The sequence below is a fragment of the Pseudaquabacterium inlustre genome (genome assembly GCF_038066595.1).
In the GTDB taxonomy this organism is placed as follows: domain Bacteria; phylum Pseudomonadota; class Gammaproteobacteria; order Burkholderiales; family Burkholderiaceae_C; genus Pseudaquabacterium; species Pseudaquabacterium inlustre.
Map to the genome: position 1 here is coordinate 522,761 of NZ_JBBUTH010000001.1, position 16,583 is coordinate 539,343.

Annotated in this window: 15 protein-coding genes and 2 tRNA genes; 8 read left to right on the forward strand and 9 right to left on the reverse strand. The window is 70.0% G+C overall.

Annotation, left to right across the window (positions count from 1 at the left end; translation table 11 throughout):
- Positions 1 to 7: 7 nt before the first annotated feature.
- Positions 8 to 1,609, forward strand: coding sequence for a class I adenylate-forming enzyme family protein (locus tag AACH10_RS02340; RefSeq protein WP_423228545.1), 1,602 nt, complete (start codon positions 8 to 10; stop codon positions 1,607 to 1,609).
- Between the two features lie 471 nt (positions 1,610 to 2,080).
- Here the strand turns inward: AACH10_RS02340 and AACH10_RS02345 are convergent, their stop codons facing one another.
- Positions 2,081 to 3,331 (reverse strand): MFS transporter, encoded by a 1,251-nt coding sequence (locus AACH10_RS02345; RefSeq protein ID WP_341408743.1) that lies wholly within the window; start codon positions 3,329 to 3,331, stop codon positions 2,081 to 2,083.
- A gap of 228 nt (positions 3,332 to 3,559) precedes the next feature.
- Here AACH10_RS02345 and AACH10_RS02350 point away from each other — a divergent pair, with 228 nt between their 5' ends.
- Genes AACH10_RS02350 through AACH10_RS02365 form a run of 4 tightly spaced genes read left to right on the forward strand, consistent with a single transcriptional unit; the run spans position 3,560 to position 8,737 of the window.
- Entirely contained in the window at positions 3,560 to 5,650 is a 2,091-nt protein-coding gene (locus AACH10_RS02350; RefSeq protein ID WP_341408744.1) for a 3-hydroxyacyl-CoA dehydrogenase NAD-binding domain-containing protein, read from the forward strand.
- Between the two features lie 23 nt (positions 5,651 to 5,673).
- Positions 5,674 to 6,852, forward strand: a complete 1,179-nt coding sequence (locus tag AACH10_RS02355; RefSeq protein ID WP_341408745.1) for an acetyl-CoA C-acyltransferase — start codon at positions 5,674 to 5,676, stop codon at positions 6,850 to 6,852.
- 2 nt (positions 6,853 to 6,854) lie between these two features.
- Positions 6,855 to 7,931: a phosphotransferase gene (locus AACH10_RS02360; protein WP_341408746.1), complete on the forward strand. Its 1,077-nt coding sequence runs from the start codon at positions 6,855 to 6,857 to the stop codon at positions 7,929 to 7,931.
- 11 nt (positions 7,932 to 7,942) lie between these two features.
- Positions 7,943 to 8,737, forward strand: a complete 795-nt coding sequence (locus tag AACH10_RS02365; RefSeq protein ID WP_341408747.1) for an SDR family oxidoreductase — start codon at positions 7,943 to 7,945, stop codon at positions 8,735 to 8,737.
- 18 nt (positions 8,738 to 8,755) lie between these two features.
- Here the strand turns inward: AACH10_RS02365 and trhA are convergent, their stop codons facing one another.
- Positions 8,756 to 9,421, reverse strand: a complete 666-nt coding sequence (gene trhA, locus AACH10_RS02370; protein WP_423228546.1) for a PAQR family membrane homeostasis protein TrhA — start codon at positions 9,419 to 9,421, stop codon at positions 8,756 to 8,758.
- Positions 9,422 to 9,552: 131 nt separating this feature from the next.
- Between trhA and AACH10_RS02375 the strand changes: the two genes are divergently transcribed.
- Positions 9,553 to 10,539 carry an NADPH:quinone reductase gene (locus AACH10_RS02375; protein WP_341408749.1) on the forward strand — a complete coding sequence of 329 codons (987 nt, stop codon included), beginning with the start codon at positions 9,553 to 9,555 and terminating at the stop codon, positions 10,537 to 10,539.
- A 56-nt stretch (positions 10,540 to 10,595) separates the two neighbouring features.
- Here the strand turns inward: AACH10_RS02375 and AACH10_RS02380 are convergent.
- From AACH10_RS02380 to AACH10_RS02405, 6 genes are all read right to left on the reverse strand, one after another.
- Positions 10,596 to 10,670 (reverse strand) — tRNA-Val (locus AACH10_RS02380).
- 27 nt (positions 10,671 to 10,697) lie between these two features.
- A tRNA-Val gene (locus tag AACH10_RS02385) sits at positions 10,698 to 10,772 on the reverse strand.
- 43 nt (positions 10,773 to 10,815) lie between these two features.
- A complete protein-coding gene (gene dnaQ / locus AACH10_RS02390) occupies positions 10,816 to 11,550 on the reverse strand; it encodes a DNA polymerase III subunit epsilon (protein WP_341408750.1) in 735 nt (244 codons plus the stop codon).
- Between the two features lie 10 nt (positions 11,551 to 11,560).
- Entirely contained in the window at positions 11,561 to 12,034 is a 474-nt protein-coding gene (locus AACH10_RS02395) for a GNAT family N-acetyltransferase (RefSeq protein ID WP_341408751.1), read from the reverse strand.
- Between the two features lie 11 nt (positions 12,035 to 12,045).
- Entirely contained in the window at positions 12,046 to 12,870 is an 825-nt protein-coding gene (gene lgt / locus AACH10_RS02400) for a prolipoprotein diacylglyceryl transferase (protein WP_341408752.1), read from the reverse strand.
- Positions 12,871 to 12,969: 99 nt separating this feature from the next.
- Positions 12,970 to 13,266 (reverse strand): TIGR04438 family Trp-rich protein, encoded by a 297-nt coding sequence (locus AACH10_RS02405; protein ID WP_341408753.1) that lies wholly within the window; start codon positions 13,264 to 13,266, stop codon positions 12,970 to 12,972.
- Positions 13,267 to 13,385: 119 nt separating this feature from the next.
- Here AACH10_RS02405 and AACH10_RS02410 point away from each other — a divergent pair, with 119 nt between their 5' ends.
- Complete coding sequence (locus AACH10_RS02410) at positions 13,386 to 13,694, forward strand: c-type cytochrome (RefSeq protein WP_341408754.1); 309 nt, start codon at positions 13,386 to 13,388, stop codon at positions 13,692 to 13,694.
- Between the two features lie 173 nt (positions 13,695 to 13,867).
- Entirely contained in the window at positions 13,868 to 14,362 is a 495-nt protein-coding gene (locus tag AACH10_RS02415) for a 3'-5' exonuclease (protein ID WP_341408755.1), read from the forward strand.
- Between the two features lie 78 nt (positions 14,363 to 14,440).
- Here AACH10_RS02415 and acs read toward each other — a convergent pair whose 3' ends face one another.
- Positions 14,441 to 16,423, reverse strand: a complete 1,983-nt coding sequence (acs, locus tag AACH10_RS02420) for an acetate--CoA ligase (RefSeq protein WP_341408756.1) — start codon at positions 16,421 to 16,423, stop codon at positions 14,441 to 14,443.
- Positions 16,424 to 16,583 lie beyond the last annotated feature (160 nt).

Consider the following 16,583-nt stretch of genomic DNA (forward strand, 5'->3'; position numbering starts at 1 on the left):
CCCATCCATGACCACCGCTGCCCACCCCGCCTCGCCCATCCAGACCACGGGCCAGCACGACCCCTCGCTGGAGCTACCCGACTTTCGCGACCTGCCCGGCATGATCGCCGGCCACGCCCGCCAGCAGCCCGACGCCCCGGCGCTGACCACCGGCGAGCAGACGCTCAGCTATGCCCAGCTGGATGCGCTGATCGACCGCATCGCCGCCACGCTGCAGCGCGACGGGTTGACGCCGGGCGACACCATCGCCATCGACGCATTCGCCAACAACGCCTATGTGGCGCTGTTCATGGGCGCGCTGCGCGCCGGCCTGGCCGTGGCGCCGCTGGCCCCCAGTAGCACGCCGGCGCAGATCGGCACCATGACCGGTGACGCCGGCGCGCGCCACCTGTTCCTGGACGCGCCGAACGCCGCGGCCGTGCCGGCCGACATCACCGGCCACGGCGTGCGCCGCATCCGTCTCGACGACAGCACCGACGGCGACGAACGCCTGAGCGACTGGCTGGCGCCCGAAGGCGCCAGGCCCACACCTGTGACGCTGGGCTGGACGCACCCGTTCAACATCATCTACAGCAGCGGCACCACCGGCACGCCCAAGGGCATCGTGCACTCGCACGGCCTGCGCTGGGGCCAGATCCGGCGTGCCGAGGCCGCAGGCTACGGCCCGGGCAACGTGACGCTGATCGCCACGCCGCTGTACAGCAACACCACGCTGGTGGTGGTGATCCCCACGCTGGCGCGCGGCGGGCATCTGGTGATGATGTCGAAGTTCGACACCCGCGGCTACCTGGAGCTGGCGCAGAAGCACCGCGCCACGCACACCATGCTGGTGCCGGTGCAGTACCAGCGGCTGATGGACTATGCCGACTTCGACCGCTACGACCTCAGCAGCTTCACGTTCAAGGCCTGCACCAGTGCCCCGTTCAATGCCGCGCTGAAGGCCCAGGTGCTCCAGCGCTGGCCCGGCGGCCTGACCGAGTACTACGGCATGACCGAGGGCGGCGGCAGCTGCATCCTGTACTGCCATCTGTTCCCGAACAAGCTGCACACGGTGGGCCAGCCGGCCGAAGGGCATGAGATCCGCCTGATCGACGAGGACGGCAAGGAACTGCCGCGCGAGCCGGAACTGATGGGCGAACTGGTGGGACGCTCACCCAGCATGATGATGGGCTATCAAAATCAGCCCGAGAAGACGCGCGAGGCCGAGTGGTTCGACGCCGAAGGCCGCCGCTTCATCCGCACCGGCGACGTGGGCCGCTTCGATGCCGACGGCTTCCTGATCCTGATGGACCGCCGCAAGGACATGGTCATCAGCGGCGGCTTCAACATCTACCCCAGCGATCTGGAAGCCGAACTGCGCCAACATCCCGCGGTGGCCGATGTGGCCGTGGTGGGCGTGCCCAGCAAGGAATGGGGCGAGACACCGGTGGCCTTCGTGGTGCGCAAGGCGGGTTCGACCGACGACGCCGAGTCGATCCGTGCGTGGATGAATGGCCGTGTGGGCAAGACGCAGCGGCTGCACGCCTTGCGCTTCATCGACGAGCTGCCGCGCAGTGCGATCGGCAAGATCCTGAAGCGGGAGTTGCGGGAGACCTATTCGGAGACTTGAGCGGTCTTTTGGGATCTCATTTGTTCGCGCGCTGGCCTTCCACGGTCTGCTCGTGGCCAAGGCCGCCGGGTATCGGGCTGACTCCATGTCCCCCGGGCCTGCGGCCCTCCTCCTTTACTTACGTCAGCCCGATACCCGACGTCCTCGTCCCGAGGCACCGTGGCGCGCCACGAATCGCATGCCACGATGGTGCGGCCAAGCCGGGGCCGGGTGTCCGGCGGCGTGAATCTGCGGCGGTGAGGAGCGGAGGATGCGTGGCAGCGGGCGCAGCCCGCATCGACTTCTGACTCGCATCGCTTGTCCGAGCACAGTGAGCGTCAGCGAACGGCGCGAGTTGCGATGCGCTGCCACGCAGCCGAGCACCGCAACGAAGTCGGCCGCCCACGCGGCCGACCGCCGCAGTTGAGCGCTGCCGGACACCCGGCCCCGGCTTGGCTTGCTCAGACCGCAGCACGCATGAAGTAACTCGACTCAATACACAGCAGAAGCAGCCAAAGCATGCCGCCACTGAAACCAGCACAACACGCCAAACCCCACCGCCAGCACCTGAAACCCTGACTGCGGACCCCAATGCTGGCTGAGCACCCCACCCACCAGCGTGCCCAGCACCCCGCCCGCCGGCGGCCCGAGCGAGATCAACCCACCCACCCGACCCCGACCATGACGCTGCAGCGCAACGGCCATGCGATTCACGCTGGTGATGCCCTGCACCGCCAGCCCCACGCCCAGCAAGGCCGCGCCCAGCCACAGCACCCACGGTGCCCAGGCCCAGCCCAGCAGCACGGCCTGCAGCAGCAGGCACACACAGGCGCCCAGGTAGGTCCAGCCCTGCGGCCAGCGTGACAGCCAGTGGCCACCGGCCAGCAGCAGCGCCACGAACACCACCCCCTGCAGCGTCACCAGCCCGGCGGCAGCCTGCACCGGCAGATGGAAGACCCGCATCGCCAACACCAGCACGAACACCGCAAAGTAGCCCACGGCCATCTGCGTGAGGAAGTCGATGGCCATGGTGCGGCGCAGGTCGGCGTCGTCGCGCAGCACAGCGGCGGAATGGCGCGTGCGCGCCATCAATGCCCCCCAGCCACCGGGCAGCGCGGCAGCCGCGGGATGCGCCGGCTCCAGCGCATGGCGGCCCATCGCCCAGGCCACCACCAGCAGCGCCCCGGCGATGCGGAAGGCCCAGGCATAGCCCAGCGCGCCGATCAGCAGCGCCGCCAGCGTGGGGCCGGTGAAGAACATGCCCAGCATGCTGGCCGCGCGGTTCCAGCCCGCCTGGGCCGGTGCCAGGCGCGGCATCAGCAGCAGGAACTCGGCATGCACCGGCACCACGCGGAACGGCAGCGCCAGGCCCTGCATCGCGGCCACCGCCACCAGCAACCCCACGCCACCCCAGGCAGCCACCGCCGGCAGCGCCAGCGCGAACATCGCCGCGGCCACGGCCACACCGAAGCCGAACAGCGCCCGGCTGCCATGGCGCTCCATCCACAGCCCCATCGGCAGCGCCAGCAGCAGCAGGCCGGTGTAGCCCAGCCCGCCCACCAGGCCCACCTGCCAGGGCTGCGCGCCCAGCGAGGTGGCAAACAGCGGCAGCGCCACCCGCGACAGGCCGTTGGTGGTGCCCACCAGCACGCCGATCAGCAGCAAGCCCGTCAGCGTGGCGCCCACCGGGCGGCCCGCATCCTGGCGCGGGTCGGCGCTGGGGGCTGGCGGTCGGTCCTGCATGGTGCAGCATGGCCGCGGCCGCTGCCGCCCGCCCATCACCCAGGTGACACCGGCGGGCCGGGCATGTCTGGATTGCCAGCCCACGCTGCGGGCGACTAGCATCGTACCGATGCTTCGAACGCATGCCCCGCCTACAGCACACATGCGCCGAACCCATTTTTCGAAGCGCGCCAGCCCAGCAGGCCCGGCGCGCACCTCCACACCTTCATCCCACAGGAGCAGCCTGCGATGAGCAGCACCCGCTACGAGCTTCGCGGCCATACCGCGGTCATCACGCTGGACAACCCGCCGATCAACGGCCTGGGCCTGGCCCTGCGCACCGGCATCATCGATTCGCTGGACCAGGCGCTGGCCGATCCGGCCGTGAAGGCCATCGTGCTCACCGGCACGGCCCGCGCCTTCTCGGGCGGTGCCGACGTCAAGGAGTTCGGCACGCCCAAGGCCGGCATGGAGCCGCGCCTGCCGGTGGTCATCTCTGCGCTGGAAAACTCGCCCAAGCCCGTGGTGGCGGCGATTGCCGGCGTGTGCATGGGCGGCGGGCTGGAACTGGCACTCGGCGCGCATTTCCGCGTGGCCAAGCGCGATGCGCAGATCGCCCTGCCCGAAGTGAAGCTGGGCCTGATCCCCGGCGCCGGTGGCACGCAGCGCCTGCCGCGCCTGGTGGGCCTGGAAGCGGCGATGAACCTCATCGTCTCGGGCGCCATCGTCAAGGCCCAGCAGTTCGAGGGCACGGCGCTGTTCGACGCGCTGACCGATGGCGACGTGGTCGAGGCCGGTGTGGCCTTCGCCGAGCAGGCCGTGGCCGAGGGCAAGCCGCTCAAGCGCGCACGTGACCTGAAGGTGAAGGACCCGCAGGCCGAGGCCTGGCTGCAGTTCGCCCGCAACACCGTGGCCGCCACCGCCAAGGGCTGGCCCGCGCCGCTGAAGTGCGTGGAGGCCGTGGCACTGTCGGCCAGCAAGTCTTTCGACGAAGGCCTGCGCCTGGAGCGGGACATCTTCCTGGGCCTGATGGCCACCACCGAGAGCCGCGCGCTGCGCCATGTGTTCACCGCAGAGCGCGCCGCCGCCAAGATCCCCGACGTGGCCGACGACACGCCGCTGCGCACCATCACCAAGGTGGGCGTGATCGGCGCCGGCACCATGGGTGGCGGCATCACGATGAACTTCCTGAACGCCGGCATCCCCGTGGTGCTGCTGGAGATGAAGCAGGAGGCGCTCGACCGCGGCATCGCCACCATCCGCAAGAACTACGAAAACTCGATGAAGAAGGGCAAGCTGAAAGCCGAGCAGGTGGAGCAGCGCATGGCGCTGATCACGCCCACGCTGGGCTACGAGGGCCTGGCCGATGTGGATCTGGTGATCGAGGCCGTGTTCGAGGAGATGGGCGTCAAGGAGAAGGTGTTCCGCACGCTCGACGAGGTGTGCAAGCCCGGCGCCATCCTGGCCAGCAACACCAGCTACCTGAACGTCGACAAGATCGCGCAGTTCACCCAGCGCCCGCAGGATGTGATCGGCCTGCACTTCTTCAGCCCGGCCAATGTGATGCGCCTGCTGGAGGTGGTGCGCGGCAAGGAGACGGCCAAGGACGTGCTGGCCACCAGCATGGCCCTGGCCAAGAAGATCAAGAAGGTGGCCATCGTCTCGGGCGTGTGCGACGGCTTCATCGGCAACCGCATGCTGGCGCGCTATGGCGCCGCCGCCCAAGGGCTGGTGAATGCCGGCGCGCTGCCGCAGCAGGTGGACAAGGCCCTGCAAAGCGTCTACGGCCTGGCCATGGGCCCGTTCCGCATGGGCGATCTGGCCGGCCTGGACATCGGCTGGGCCACGCGCAAGCGCAAGGCCGCCGAGGCCGGCGTCGAGATGACGCCCATCGTGGCCGACAAGCTGTGCGAGGCCGGCCGCTACGGCCAGAAGACCGGCGCGGGCTGGTACCGCTACGAAGCCGGCAAGCGCGACCCGATCCCCGATCCGGTGACTGAAGCGCTCATCACCGAGTACCGCGCCGCGAACGGCATCACGCCGCGCAAGGTCAGCGATGACGAGATCGTCGAGCGCTGCATCTACGCGCTGGTGAACGAGGGCGCGCGCATCCTCGAAGAAGGCATCGCCGCCCGCGCGTCGGACATCGACCTGGTCTACCTGAACGGCTACGGCCACCCCGCACAGCGCGGCGGCCCGATGCTGTTTGCCGACACCGTGGGCCTGGCCAACGTGGTGCGCGCACTCAAGCGCTTTGCGGCAGAACCTGGCGCTGATCCGAGCTGGCAACCGGCTCCGCTGCTCGCCAAGCTCGCCGCCGAAGGCAAGACCTTCAACTGAACCCGATCTGAAAGACCACCACCATGGTTGACGCTGTCATTGTCTCCACCGCCCGCACCGGCCTGGCCAAGAGCTGGAAAGGCGCCTTCAACATGACCTATGGCGCCACGCTGGGCGGCCATGCGGTGCAACACGCCGTCGCGCGCTCGGGCCTGGATCCGGCCGAGATCGAGGACGTGATCATGGGCGGCACCTTCGGCGAAGGCACCACGGGCGGCAACATCGCCCGCGCCATCGCGTTGCGTGCCGGCCTGCCGGTCACCACCGCCGGCCTGACCATCAACCGCTTCTGCTCGTCGGGCCTGCAGAGCATTGCGCTGGCGGCCCAGCGCGTGATGACCGAAGGCTGCCCGGCCATCGCGGCCGGCGGTGTCGAGAGCATCAGCTGCGTGCAGAACGAGGCCAACAAGCACATGCGCGTGGACCCCTGGCTGGCCGAGCACAAGCCCGAGCTGTACTGGAACATGCTGCAGACGGCCGAACAGGTCATCAAGCGCTACGGCATCACCAAGCTGGCGCAGGACGAATACGGCGTGCGCAGCCAGCAGCGCGCCGCGGCGGCCCAGGCCGCCGGCAAGTTCGCCGACGAGATCGTGCCGATGACCACCGTGATGGGCGTGGTCGACAAGGCCACCGGCCGCCTGACGCGCAAGGAAGTCACGATCGACAGCGACGAAGGCATCCGCGCCGACACCACGCTGGAATCGATCAGCGGCCTGCGCTCGGCCCTGCCGGGCGGCATCGTCACCGCCGGCAATGCGAGCCAGTTCTCGGACGGCGCTTCGGCCGTGGTGGTGATGAACGGCAAGCTGGCCGAGCAGCGTGGCCTGCAGCCGCTGGGCATCTTCCGCGGCTTCGCCATCGCCGGCTGCGAGCCGGATGAAATGGGCATCGGCCCGGTGTTCGCGGTGCCGCGCCTGCTGCAGCGCGCCGGCCTGAAGGTGTCCGACATCGGCCTGTGGGAGCTGAACGAGGCCTTCGCCTGCCAGGTGCTGTACTGCCGCGACAAGCTGGGCATCCCCGACGAACTGCTGAACGTCAACGGCGGCGCCATCGCCGTGGGCCATCCCTACGGCGTGAGCGGCGCGCGGCTGACCGGCCATGCGCTGATCGAGGGCAAGCGCCGCGGCGCCAAGTACGTGGTCGTCACCATGTGCATCGGCGGCGGCCAGGGCGCGGCCGGCCTGTTCGAAGTGGCCTGACGATGGCTGACGAGTACGACCACTTCACCGGCACCAAGCCGGTCTCGCCCCAGCACGCGTTCGACGTGGCCGCGCTGTCGGCCTGGGCACGTGACCAGCGCGTGCCGGGCTTCGACGGCACGGTCACGGTCGAGCAGTTCAAGGGCGGGCAATCCAACCCCACGTTCCAGGTCACGGCCGATGGCCACCGCTACGTGCTGCGCCGCAAGCCGCCCGGCAACCTGCTGCCGTCGGCGCACGCGGTGGACCGCGAGTTCAAGGTCATCAGCGCGCTGCACGGCACCGATGTGCCGGTGGCCAGGCCCTGGGCGCTGTGCACAGACACGGCCGTCATCGGCTCGATGTTCTACCTGATGGACTGCGTGGACGGCCGCGTGCTGTGGGACCCCACGCTGCCGGGCATGACACCCGAACAGCGCACCGCCCACTACGACGAACTGGGCCGCGTGATGGCCGCGCTGCACTGCGTGGACGTGCAGGCCGTGGGCCTGGGCGACTACGGCAAGCCCGGCCAGTACGTGGCCCGCCAGGTCGACCGCTGGACCAAGCAGTACCGCGCCGCCGAGACCGAGCCCATCGAGGCCATGAACCGGCTGATCGAGTGGCTGCCGGCGCGCATTCCGGCCGGTGACGAGACGCGCGTGGTGCACGGCGACTACCGCTTCGACAACGTGATCTTCCACCCCACCGAGCCGCGCATCCTGGCGGTGCTGGACTGGGAGCTCTCCACGCTGGGCCATCCGCTGGTCGACTTCGCCTACCACTGCATGACCTGGCACATGGCCAACGGCGCCAACAACCGTGGCCTGCTGGGCGCCGATTTCGCCGGACTGGGCATCCCGACCGAAGCCGCGTACCTGGAACGCTATCTGCAGCGCACCGGCCGCCCGGCCGGCAGCATCAGCGCGGCCGACTGGAACTACTACCTGGTGTTCAACATGTTCCGCCTGGCCGGCATCCTGCAGGGCATCCTGGCACGCGCGCTGCAGGGCAATGCCTCGAACGCCCGTGCGCTGGAAGCCGGCAAGCGCGCGCGGCCACTGGCCGAGCAAGCCTGGGCCTTGGCACAGACGCTCTGAGAAGGCACACCATGGAACTGAAGGACAAGGTCATCATCGTCACCGGCGGAGGCTCGGGCATCGGTGCGGCGGCGTGCCGGCGCTTCGCGCAGGAGAAGCCGGCGGCCATCATCGTGGCCGATCGCAACCAGGCCGGCGCGGCCGCCACCGCCGCCACGCTGGTGCAGCACACCACGGCCCAGGCCGTGGCCTGCGACGTGGGCGTGGAGGCCGAAGTGCAGGCCCTGGTGCAGGGCGCCATCCAGCGCTTCGGCCGGGTGGACGTGTTCTTCGCCAACGCCGGCATCGCGCTGCCCGGCGGCCTGGATGCGCCCAACGAGAGCTGGCAGCGCTGCTGGGACGTGAACCTGATGGCCCATGTGTACGCGGCGCGCGCCGTGGTGCCGCAGATGGTGGCCAACGGCGGCGGCTACTTCCTCAGCACGGCCTCGGCCGCCGGCCTGCTGTCGCATGTGGACTCACCCACCTATGCCGTCACCAAGCATGGCGCCGTGGCCTTTGCCGAATGGCTGGCCATCAACCACGGCCACGAGGGCCTGCGCGTCAGTTGCCTGTGCCCGCAGGGCGTGCGCACGCCGATGCTGATGGGCGCCGAGGGCGACCGCAAGAGCTTCCTGCAGGACGGCATGCTCGAGCCCGAGCAGGTGGCCGACGAGATCGTCAAGGTGATCCGCGCCGAGACCTTTCTGATCCTGCCCCACCCCGAGGTGGCCGATTACGTGCGCCACAAGGCCAACGACATCGACCGCTGGCTGGGCGGCATGCGCAAGGTGAAGGCCAAGTCGCGGGCGCTGCTGGGGCAGTGAGCGGCGGTGGCTGCGGCCTCAGGCGGCAGCCACCACAGCGGCCGGCGCAACCAGCACGGCCACCACGTGGCATGCGCTGCCAGCCATCACGAACAGGTGCCAGACGAAGTGCGCATAGCGCACCCGCTCGTCCAGCAGGAACACCACCGCACCCAGCGTGTAGGCCACGCCGCCGCCCACCAGCCAGGCCAGCGCATCGCCGGGCAGGCGCTGCACCAGCGGCGCCGCGGCGATCAGCGCCACCCAGCCCATGGCCACGTACAGGCCGGTGGACCACAGCGGATGGCGCAGCCGGTTGAACAGCTTGGCCGCGATGCCGAAGGCCGCCGCGCTCCACACGATGCCGAACAGCGTCCAGCCCCAGGCGCCGCGCAGCACGCCCAGCAAGTAGGGCATGTAGCTGCCGGCGATGAACAGGTAGATCGCCGCATGGTCCATGCGGTTGAACCAGTGCTTGGCACGCCCAGCCGGCAGCGCGTGGTACAGCGTGGACACGAGGTACAGCACGATCATCGTGCCGGCAAACAGGCTGGCCGCCACCACCTGGGCCGTGCCGCCACGCTGCAGCGCCGCCTGCACCAGGATGGGCAGCGAGGCCACCGCCAGCAGGCAGCCCAGCCCGTGGCTGATGGCGTTGGCGATTTCCTCGCCCAGGGATTGGTCACGCGACACGGTGGATTTCATGCCCCGCATCCTAGGCCCTGCGCGGGTCAGGGCGTCCCCCGAAGCGCCCGCCAGGGTCATGCGGGCGCTGGTCACAATGCGCAGGATCAAGCCCGCCCCTGAAGCCCGCCCCCGACACGAGGAGACCCCCCATGCGCGCAGCCTTTTATGAACGCCCCGGCCCGGCCGACGAGGTGCTGGTGCTGGGCGACCTGGCCGACCCCGTGCCCGGCCCGGGCGAGGTGAAGGTGGCGCTGCAATGGTCGGGCGTGAACCCGTCCGACGTGAAGGGCCGCGCCGGCTCGCGCGGGCCCACGCTGCCCTTCGCGCGCATCGTGCCGCACAGCGACGGCATGGGCGTGATCGAGGCCGTGGGCGCGGGCGTCGATCCGGCGCGCATCGGTCAGCGCGCGTGGCTGTGGAACGCGGCCTGGGGCCGGCCCTTCGGCACCGCGGCCCAGGCCATCGTGCTGCCGGCCGCCCAGGCCGTGCCCTTGCCGGATGGCACCAGCGGCGAGGCCGGCGCCTGCCTGGGCATCCCGGCGCTCACCGCGCTGCAGGCGGTGCTCACCGATGGCGGCATCGAAGGCCAGAGCGTGCTGGTGGCCGGCGGCGCCGGCGCGGTGGGCCACTACGCGGTGCAGTTCGCGCGGCTGCTGGGCGCGCGCCAGGTCATCGCCACGGTCAGTTCGGCCGAGAAGGCGGCCATCGCCCGCGCCGCCGGCGCTGACCTGGCCATCGACTACAAGACCGACAACGTGGCCGAGCGCGTGCGCGAGGCCACCGGCGGCCAGGGCGTGGACCGCATCATCGAGGTCGACATCGCCGCCAATGCCGCCACCAACCTGCAGGCGCTGCGGCCCGACGGCCTGATCGTGGTCTACGGCAGCGGCCAGCGCGAAGTGACCCTGCCCTTCTTCCCGCTGATCGCGGGCAACGTGGGCCTGCGCTTCTTCATCGTCTACCACCTCAGCCTGGCCGACCGCCACCGCGCCATCACCACGCTGGATGGCCTGCTGCGCCGCGGGGTGCTGCAGCACGCCATTGCGCTGCGCCTGCCGCTGGACCGCATCGCCGAGGCGCACCGCGCTGTGGAGAGCGGGCGCACCGTGGGCAACGTGGTGTTGCAGATCGGCTGAAGCGCCGGCGCCAAAGACGAAACCCCGCAGGTCTTGCAACCTGCGGGGCTTGTGCTTGGTGGGCGGTGCAGGGTTCGAACCTGCGACCCCTGCCGTGTGAAGGCAGTGCTCTACCGCTGAGCTAACCGCCCGGAAATCTGGCGGAAATCAACGCATCGTGGTGGGCGGTGCAGGGTTCGAACCTGCGACCCCTGCCGTGTGAAGGCAGTGCTCTACCGCTGAGCTAACCGCCCCGCGTGCGTTGGTCTCTGATCAGTCAGAGTCCGGGTGAGCCCGCTATTGTGCCACAGCTTCAGCGGGTTTCGGCAGTACCGCGCGCCACAGCGTTTTGCCACCGCTGGCCTTGTCCAGATCGGCCAGTTGCGCCTCGTGCGCGGCCAGCTCTTCCGGCGTGGGGTCCAGCACGGCCAGCGTGAACTGGCTGAAGTCGACCGCCGCCGCGCTGGTGGCCTGGACGCCGGTGCCGCCCTCGTCGTCATGGATGACCAGCGAATCCTGGCCGCGGGTGAGGCGGATGTACACCTCGGCCAGCAGCCCGGCGTCCAGCAGCGCGCCGTGGAAGGTGCGGTGCGTGTTGTCCACCTCCAGGCGGCGGCACAGCGCGTCCAGCGAGTTGGCCTTGCCGGGGTACATCTCGCGCGCCATCAGCAGGGTGTCGGTCACCTTGCCGGCGATCTGCGCCGTCTTGCCCAGCTTGCAGCGCGCGAACTCGGCATCGAGGAAGCCCACGTCGAAGGCCGCGTTGTGGATGATCAGCTCGGCGCCGCGGATGAAGTCGACCACCTGCTGCGCCACCTCGCCGAACTTGGGCTTGTCGGCCAGGAAGTCGTCGGTCAGGCCGTGCACGCGGATGGCCTCTTCGTTGCCCTTGCGCTCGGGGTTGATGTAGAGGTGCAGCGTGTTGCCGGTGAGCCGGCGGTTCTCCATCTCGATGCAGCCGATCTCGACCAGGCGATCGCCGTTGTTGGCCTCGAGGCCGGTGGTTTCGGTGTCCAGGAAGATCTGTCGCATGGGGCGAATGCTAGCGTGGGGCCAGCCGCCGGTAGTGGTTGTCGAATTCGCTGCGGCCGATCAGCGCGAAGCCGTGGCGCAGGTAGAAGCGGTTGGCGTCGCTGTCGCGCAGCGCGCCCAGGCGCAGCTCCAGGCCGGCGGCGTCGGCCTCGGCCATCACCTGCCGCAGCACCGCCGCACCCAGGCCGCGGCCTTGCGCATCGGGGTGCAGGTACAGGTGCTCGAGCCGCCAGTGCGCGGGCGCGTCGTCACTGACCGGCTGGGGCAGCACGACGACGAAGCCCACGCGCTGCCCGCCCGCAACGATGTGGCGCGTGTGCGCGGGCGAGAAGCCGGCGCGCAGTCGCTCGCGGGCGCGCTGCGGGTCGAAGCGGCCCACGCGCTCCAGGCTCTCGCGCATCGCGGCAATGCGCAGTTCGGCCAGCGCGTCGAAGTCGTCGGCGCTGGCCGGCAGCAGTTGCCAGGCTGGCGGTGTGCCGGTCATGGCCGAGGGGCTCAGCGGGCCGCGGGCGCCACGGCCGGCGGCGCGTCACGCCGCGTGGCCCAGGCCCACAGCAGAGCGCCGCCTGCGATCATCGGCACGCACAGCCACTGGCCCATGCTCATGCCCAGGGCCAGCAGGCCCAGGTGGGCATCGGGCTCGCGGAAGTATTCGGCCACGAAGCGGAACACGCCGTAGCCGAACAGGAAGGCGCCCGACACCTGGCCCATCGCACGCGGCTTGCGCGCATACAGCCACAGCAGCACGAACAGCAGCACGCCCTCCAGCGCGAACTGGTAGAGCTGCGACGGGTGGCGCGGGATGTCCACGCCCGACTGCGGGAACACCATGGCCCAGGGCAGGGAGGCATCGGCCTGGCGGCCCCACAGCTCGCCGTTGATGAAGTTGCCAATGCGCCCGCTGGCCAGGCCGGTGGGCACGGCCGGGGCGATCAGGTCGGTGACCTCCAGCCACGAGCGGCCGCGTGAACGCGCAAAGCCCACCATCGCCAGGATCACGCCCAGCATGCCGCCATGGAAGGACATGCCACCCTTCCACACCGCGGCGATCTCCAGCGGGTTGGCCAGGTAATGGCCGGGCTTGTAGAACAGCGCATAGCCGATGCGCCCGCCCAGCACCACGCCCAGCACGCCCCAGAACAGCAGGTCCTCCACGTCGCGCCGGGTCCAGCCGGCCTGGGCATACCAGGGCTGGCGCACACGCCAGCCGGCCAGCAGCATGAACAGCGCGAAGGCCACCAGATAGGTCAGGCCGTACCAGTGGATCTGCACCGGGCCGAGGGCCAGGGCAATGGGGTCGAACTGCGGGTGCACCAGCATGGCGGGCGGTCTCTCGGATCAGGCGTGGGGACGGTGGCGGCGGCGGATTGTCCGCCGGCCAGGTGGCGGCGTGGCGGCGTGGCGCGTGGGCCGTGGCGATCAGGCGCCGGGCCGTTGCTCACTGTCGGCGGGCGGCGCCGGACGGTTGCCGCGGCGGCCCGCATCGGGCAGCCGCAGCCCCAGGTGCTCGGCCTGCGCCTCGCGGCGGCGGCGCACGCGCTCTTCCTCGCGGCGCATGGCGCGGCGCTGCGTGATGCCGGTCTGGTCGGCAATGGCCCACCACAACGCGGCCAGGCCGAAGGGCAGCAACACGGCCCACCAGGGCCACAGCGCCACCGGCCCGAGGGCGAACAGTTTCAGGGCCAGCAGCAGCAGGCCCAGCAGCACGAAGAACATCCCGACACCTCTGTGTGACGCGCCGCATCTCGACAGGCTGGCGTCAACCGGCGCGCTCTAGAATCCGTTGCGGAGACTGTAGCTCAGCCCTGCCCGCCACGATCCACCGAAAGGACACCATGAAGAAGTTTGCCCTGCTCGCCGCCGCAGCCGCCGCCCTGGTGGCAGCGCCCGCCTTCGCCAACCAGGAACTGGCTCAGAAGAAGAGCTGCCTGGCCTGCCACGCCACCGACAAGAAGCTGGTCGGCCCGGCCTACAAGGACGTGGCTGCCAAGTACGCCGGCCAGAAGGACGCCGTGGCCAAGCTGGCCGAGAAGATCCAGAAGGGCAGCACGGGCGTGTGGGGCCAGGTGCCGATGCCGGCCAACCCCCAGGTCAACGCCGAGGAAGCCAAGCAGCTGGCCACCTGGGTGATGTCGATCAAGTGATCGCCACCCGCGGCGGCCACCGGGGCTGACACCCCGGCACCCAGGCCGCCGCCCCGCAGCCCACAGCCCCGCTCCGCGGGGCTGTGTCGTTTCCGGCCCATCCCTGCGGCCCATCCCCCCGGCAATGGGCCTGCCGGCCGGGCCCCTGCCGGACGCGGGTTATCGTCGGGGGCATGCAACGCCCCGCTGCCCCCGCCCCCTGCGTGATCGACATCGAGGCCTCGGGCTTCGGCCGCGGCAGCTACCCGGTGGAGGTGGGCTATGCCCATGCCGACGGCCGCGCCTGGTGCACGCTGGTGCAGCCGGCCCCCGACTGGCAGCACTGGGACACCGGCGCCGAGCAGGTGCACGGCATCAGCCGCGCGATGCTGGCCAGCCACGGCCGACCGCCAGCCGAGGTGGCACAGCGGCTGAACGCCGATCTGGCCGGCCTGACCGTCTACACCGACGCCTGGGCCCATGACTACCCCTGGCTGGCCCGGCTGTTCGACTGCGCGGCGCTGTCGCCCAGCTTCCGGCTGGAGGCGGTGAGCACGCTGCTGGATGCGCAGCGCATGTCGCAGCTCGACAACCTGCGCCGCCAGGCCTTCACCACGCTGGGCATCACGCGCCACCGCGCCAGCAGCGACGCACGCGCGCTGCAATGGGCGCTGAGCCAGCTGTCCTGATCCGCCCGGCGCCATGAAGAAGGGGCGCCGTAGCGCCCCTTGCTGCAAACCGCCGCCACCGCGGCAGCCGTACCGGGATCAGTGGTTGTCGCCCAGCTGTTCCAGGATGGCCGGGTTCTCCAGCGTGCTGGTGTCCTGCGTGATGGCCTCGTTCTTGGCCAGGCTGCGCAGCAGGCGGCGCATGATCTTGCCGCTGCGGGTCTTGGGCAGGTTGTCGCCGAAGCGGATGTCCTTGGGCTTGGCGATCGGGCCGATTTCCTTGCCCACCCAGTCGCGCAGCTGCTTGGCAATCGCCTTGGCCTCGTCGCCGGTGGGACGCGGACGCTTGAGCACCACGAAGGCGCAGATGGCCTCGCCGGTGGTGTCGTCGGGGCGGCCGACCACGGCGGCCTCGGCCACCAGCTCGGTGCAGCTGACCAGGGCGCTTTCGATCTCCATCGTGCCCATGCGGTGGCCGCTGACGTTCAGCACGTCGTCGATGCGGCCGGTGATGGTGAAGTAGCCGGTCTTGGCGTCACGGATGGCGCCGTCGCCCGCGAGGTAGTACTTGCCCTTGAAGTCCTCGGGGTAGTAGCTCTTCTTGAAGCGCTCGGGGTCGCCCCAGATGGTGCGGATCATCGACGGCCACGGCTTCTTGACCACCAGGATGCCGCCCTGGCCCCAGGGCACGTCCTTGCCGGTTTCATCGACCACGGCGGCCTGGATGCCCGGGAAGGGCAGCGTGCACGAGCCCGGCACCAGCGGCGTGGCGCCCGGCAGCGGGGTGATCATGTGGCCGCCGGTCTCGGTCTGCCAGAAGGTGTCGACGATGGGGCAGCGGCCGCCGCCCACGTGCTGGTGGTACCACTCCCAGGCGGCCGGGTTGATCGGCTCGCCCACCGAGCCCAGGATGCGCAGGCTGCTGAGGTTGTAGCTCTTGGGATGCACCGCGTCGTTGGCCTCGGCGGCCTTGATCAGGCTGCGGATGGCGGTGGGCGCGGTGTAGAAGATGCTGACCTTGTGGTCCTGGATCATCTTCCAGAAGCGGCCGGCATCCGGGTAGGTGGGCACGCCCTCGAACACGATCTCGGTGCCGCCGAGTGCCAGCGGGCCGTAGGTGATGTAGGTGTGGCCGGTGACCCAGCCGATGTCGGCCGTGCACCAGAACACGTCGTCGGCCTTCAAGTCGAAGGTGAGCTTGGTGGTCAGCGCGGCATGCAGCAGGTAGCCGCCGGTGCTGTGCTGAACGCCCTTGGGCTTGCCGGTGGAGCCGCTGGTGTACAGCAGGAACAGCGGGTGCTCGGCGCTCACCCACTCGGGTTCGCAGCTGGTGGGCTGGCTGGCCACCACGTCGGCCATCCACAGGTCGCGGCCGGCGGTCATGGCGATGGCCGCGCCGCTGCGCTTGACCACCAGCACGTTCTTCACCGAGTCGCAGCCGCCCAGCGCCAGGGCTTCGTCGACGATGCTCTTGAGCGGCAACTGCTTGCCGCCGCGCACCTGGTTGTCGGCGGTGATCACGGCCACGGCGCCGGTGTCCTCGATGCGGTCGCGCAGGCTCTGCGCCGAGAAGCCGCCGAACACCACCGAGTGCGTGGCGCCGATGCGCGCGCAGGCCTGCATGGCGGCCACGCCGTCGATCGACATGGCGATGTAGATCACCACGCGGTCGCCCTTCTTGATGCCCAGGCTCTTCAGGCCGTTGGCGATCTGGCAGGTCTTGGCCAGCAGTTCCTTGTAGGTGACCTTGGTGACCTCGCCACCGTCGGCCTCGAAGATGATGGCCGTCTTGTCGCCCAGGCCACGCTCGATGTTGCGATCGAGGCAGTTGTAGCTGGCGTTCAGCGTGCCGTCCTCGAACCACTTGAAGAACGGCGCCTCGCTCTCGTTGAGCACCTTGGTGAACGGCGTCTTCCAGCTCAGCAGCTCACGGGCGTGGCCGGCCCAGAAGCCTTCGTAGTCGGCCTCGGCGGCCTGGCACATGGCCTCGTAAGCGGCCATCCCGGAGACATGGGCGCTGCCGGCCAGGGCGGCGGGCGGCTGGTAGATCTTCAGTTCGGTGGAACCTTCGGTGGCACTCATGCACGTCTCCTGGATGGATGTCGAACGGACTCTTCAACGTTGGCCCTCGGTGGGGCATCGCGTGATGCTCGCACGTTAGGCAGGGGCTCTTACGAACCCCTTACTCTGGCCCTGACAGGGCAAACTTCGGGCCAGCCCCGCCCGCTGGCGCCACGACGCC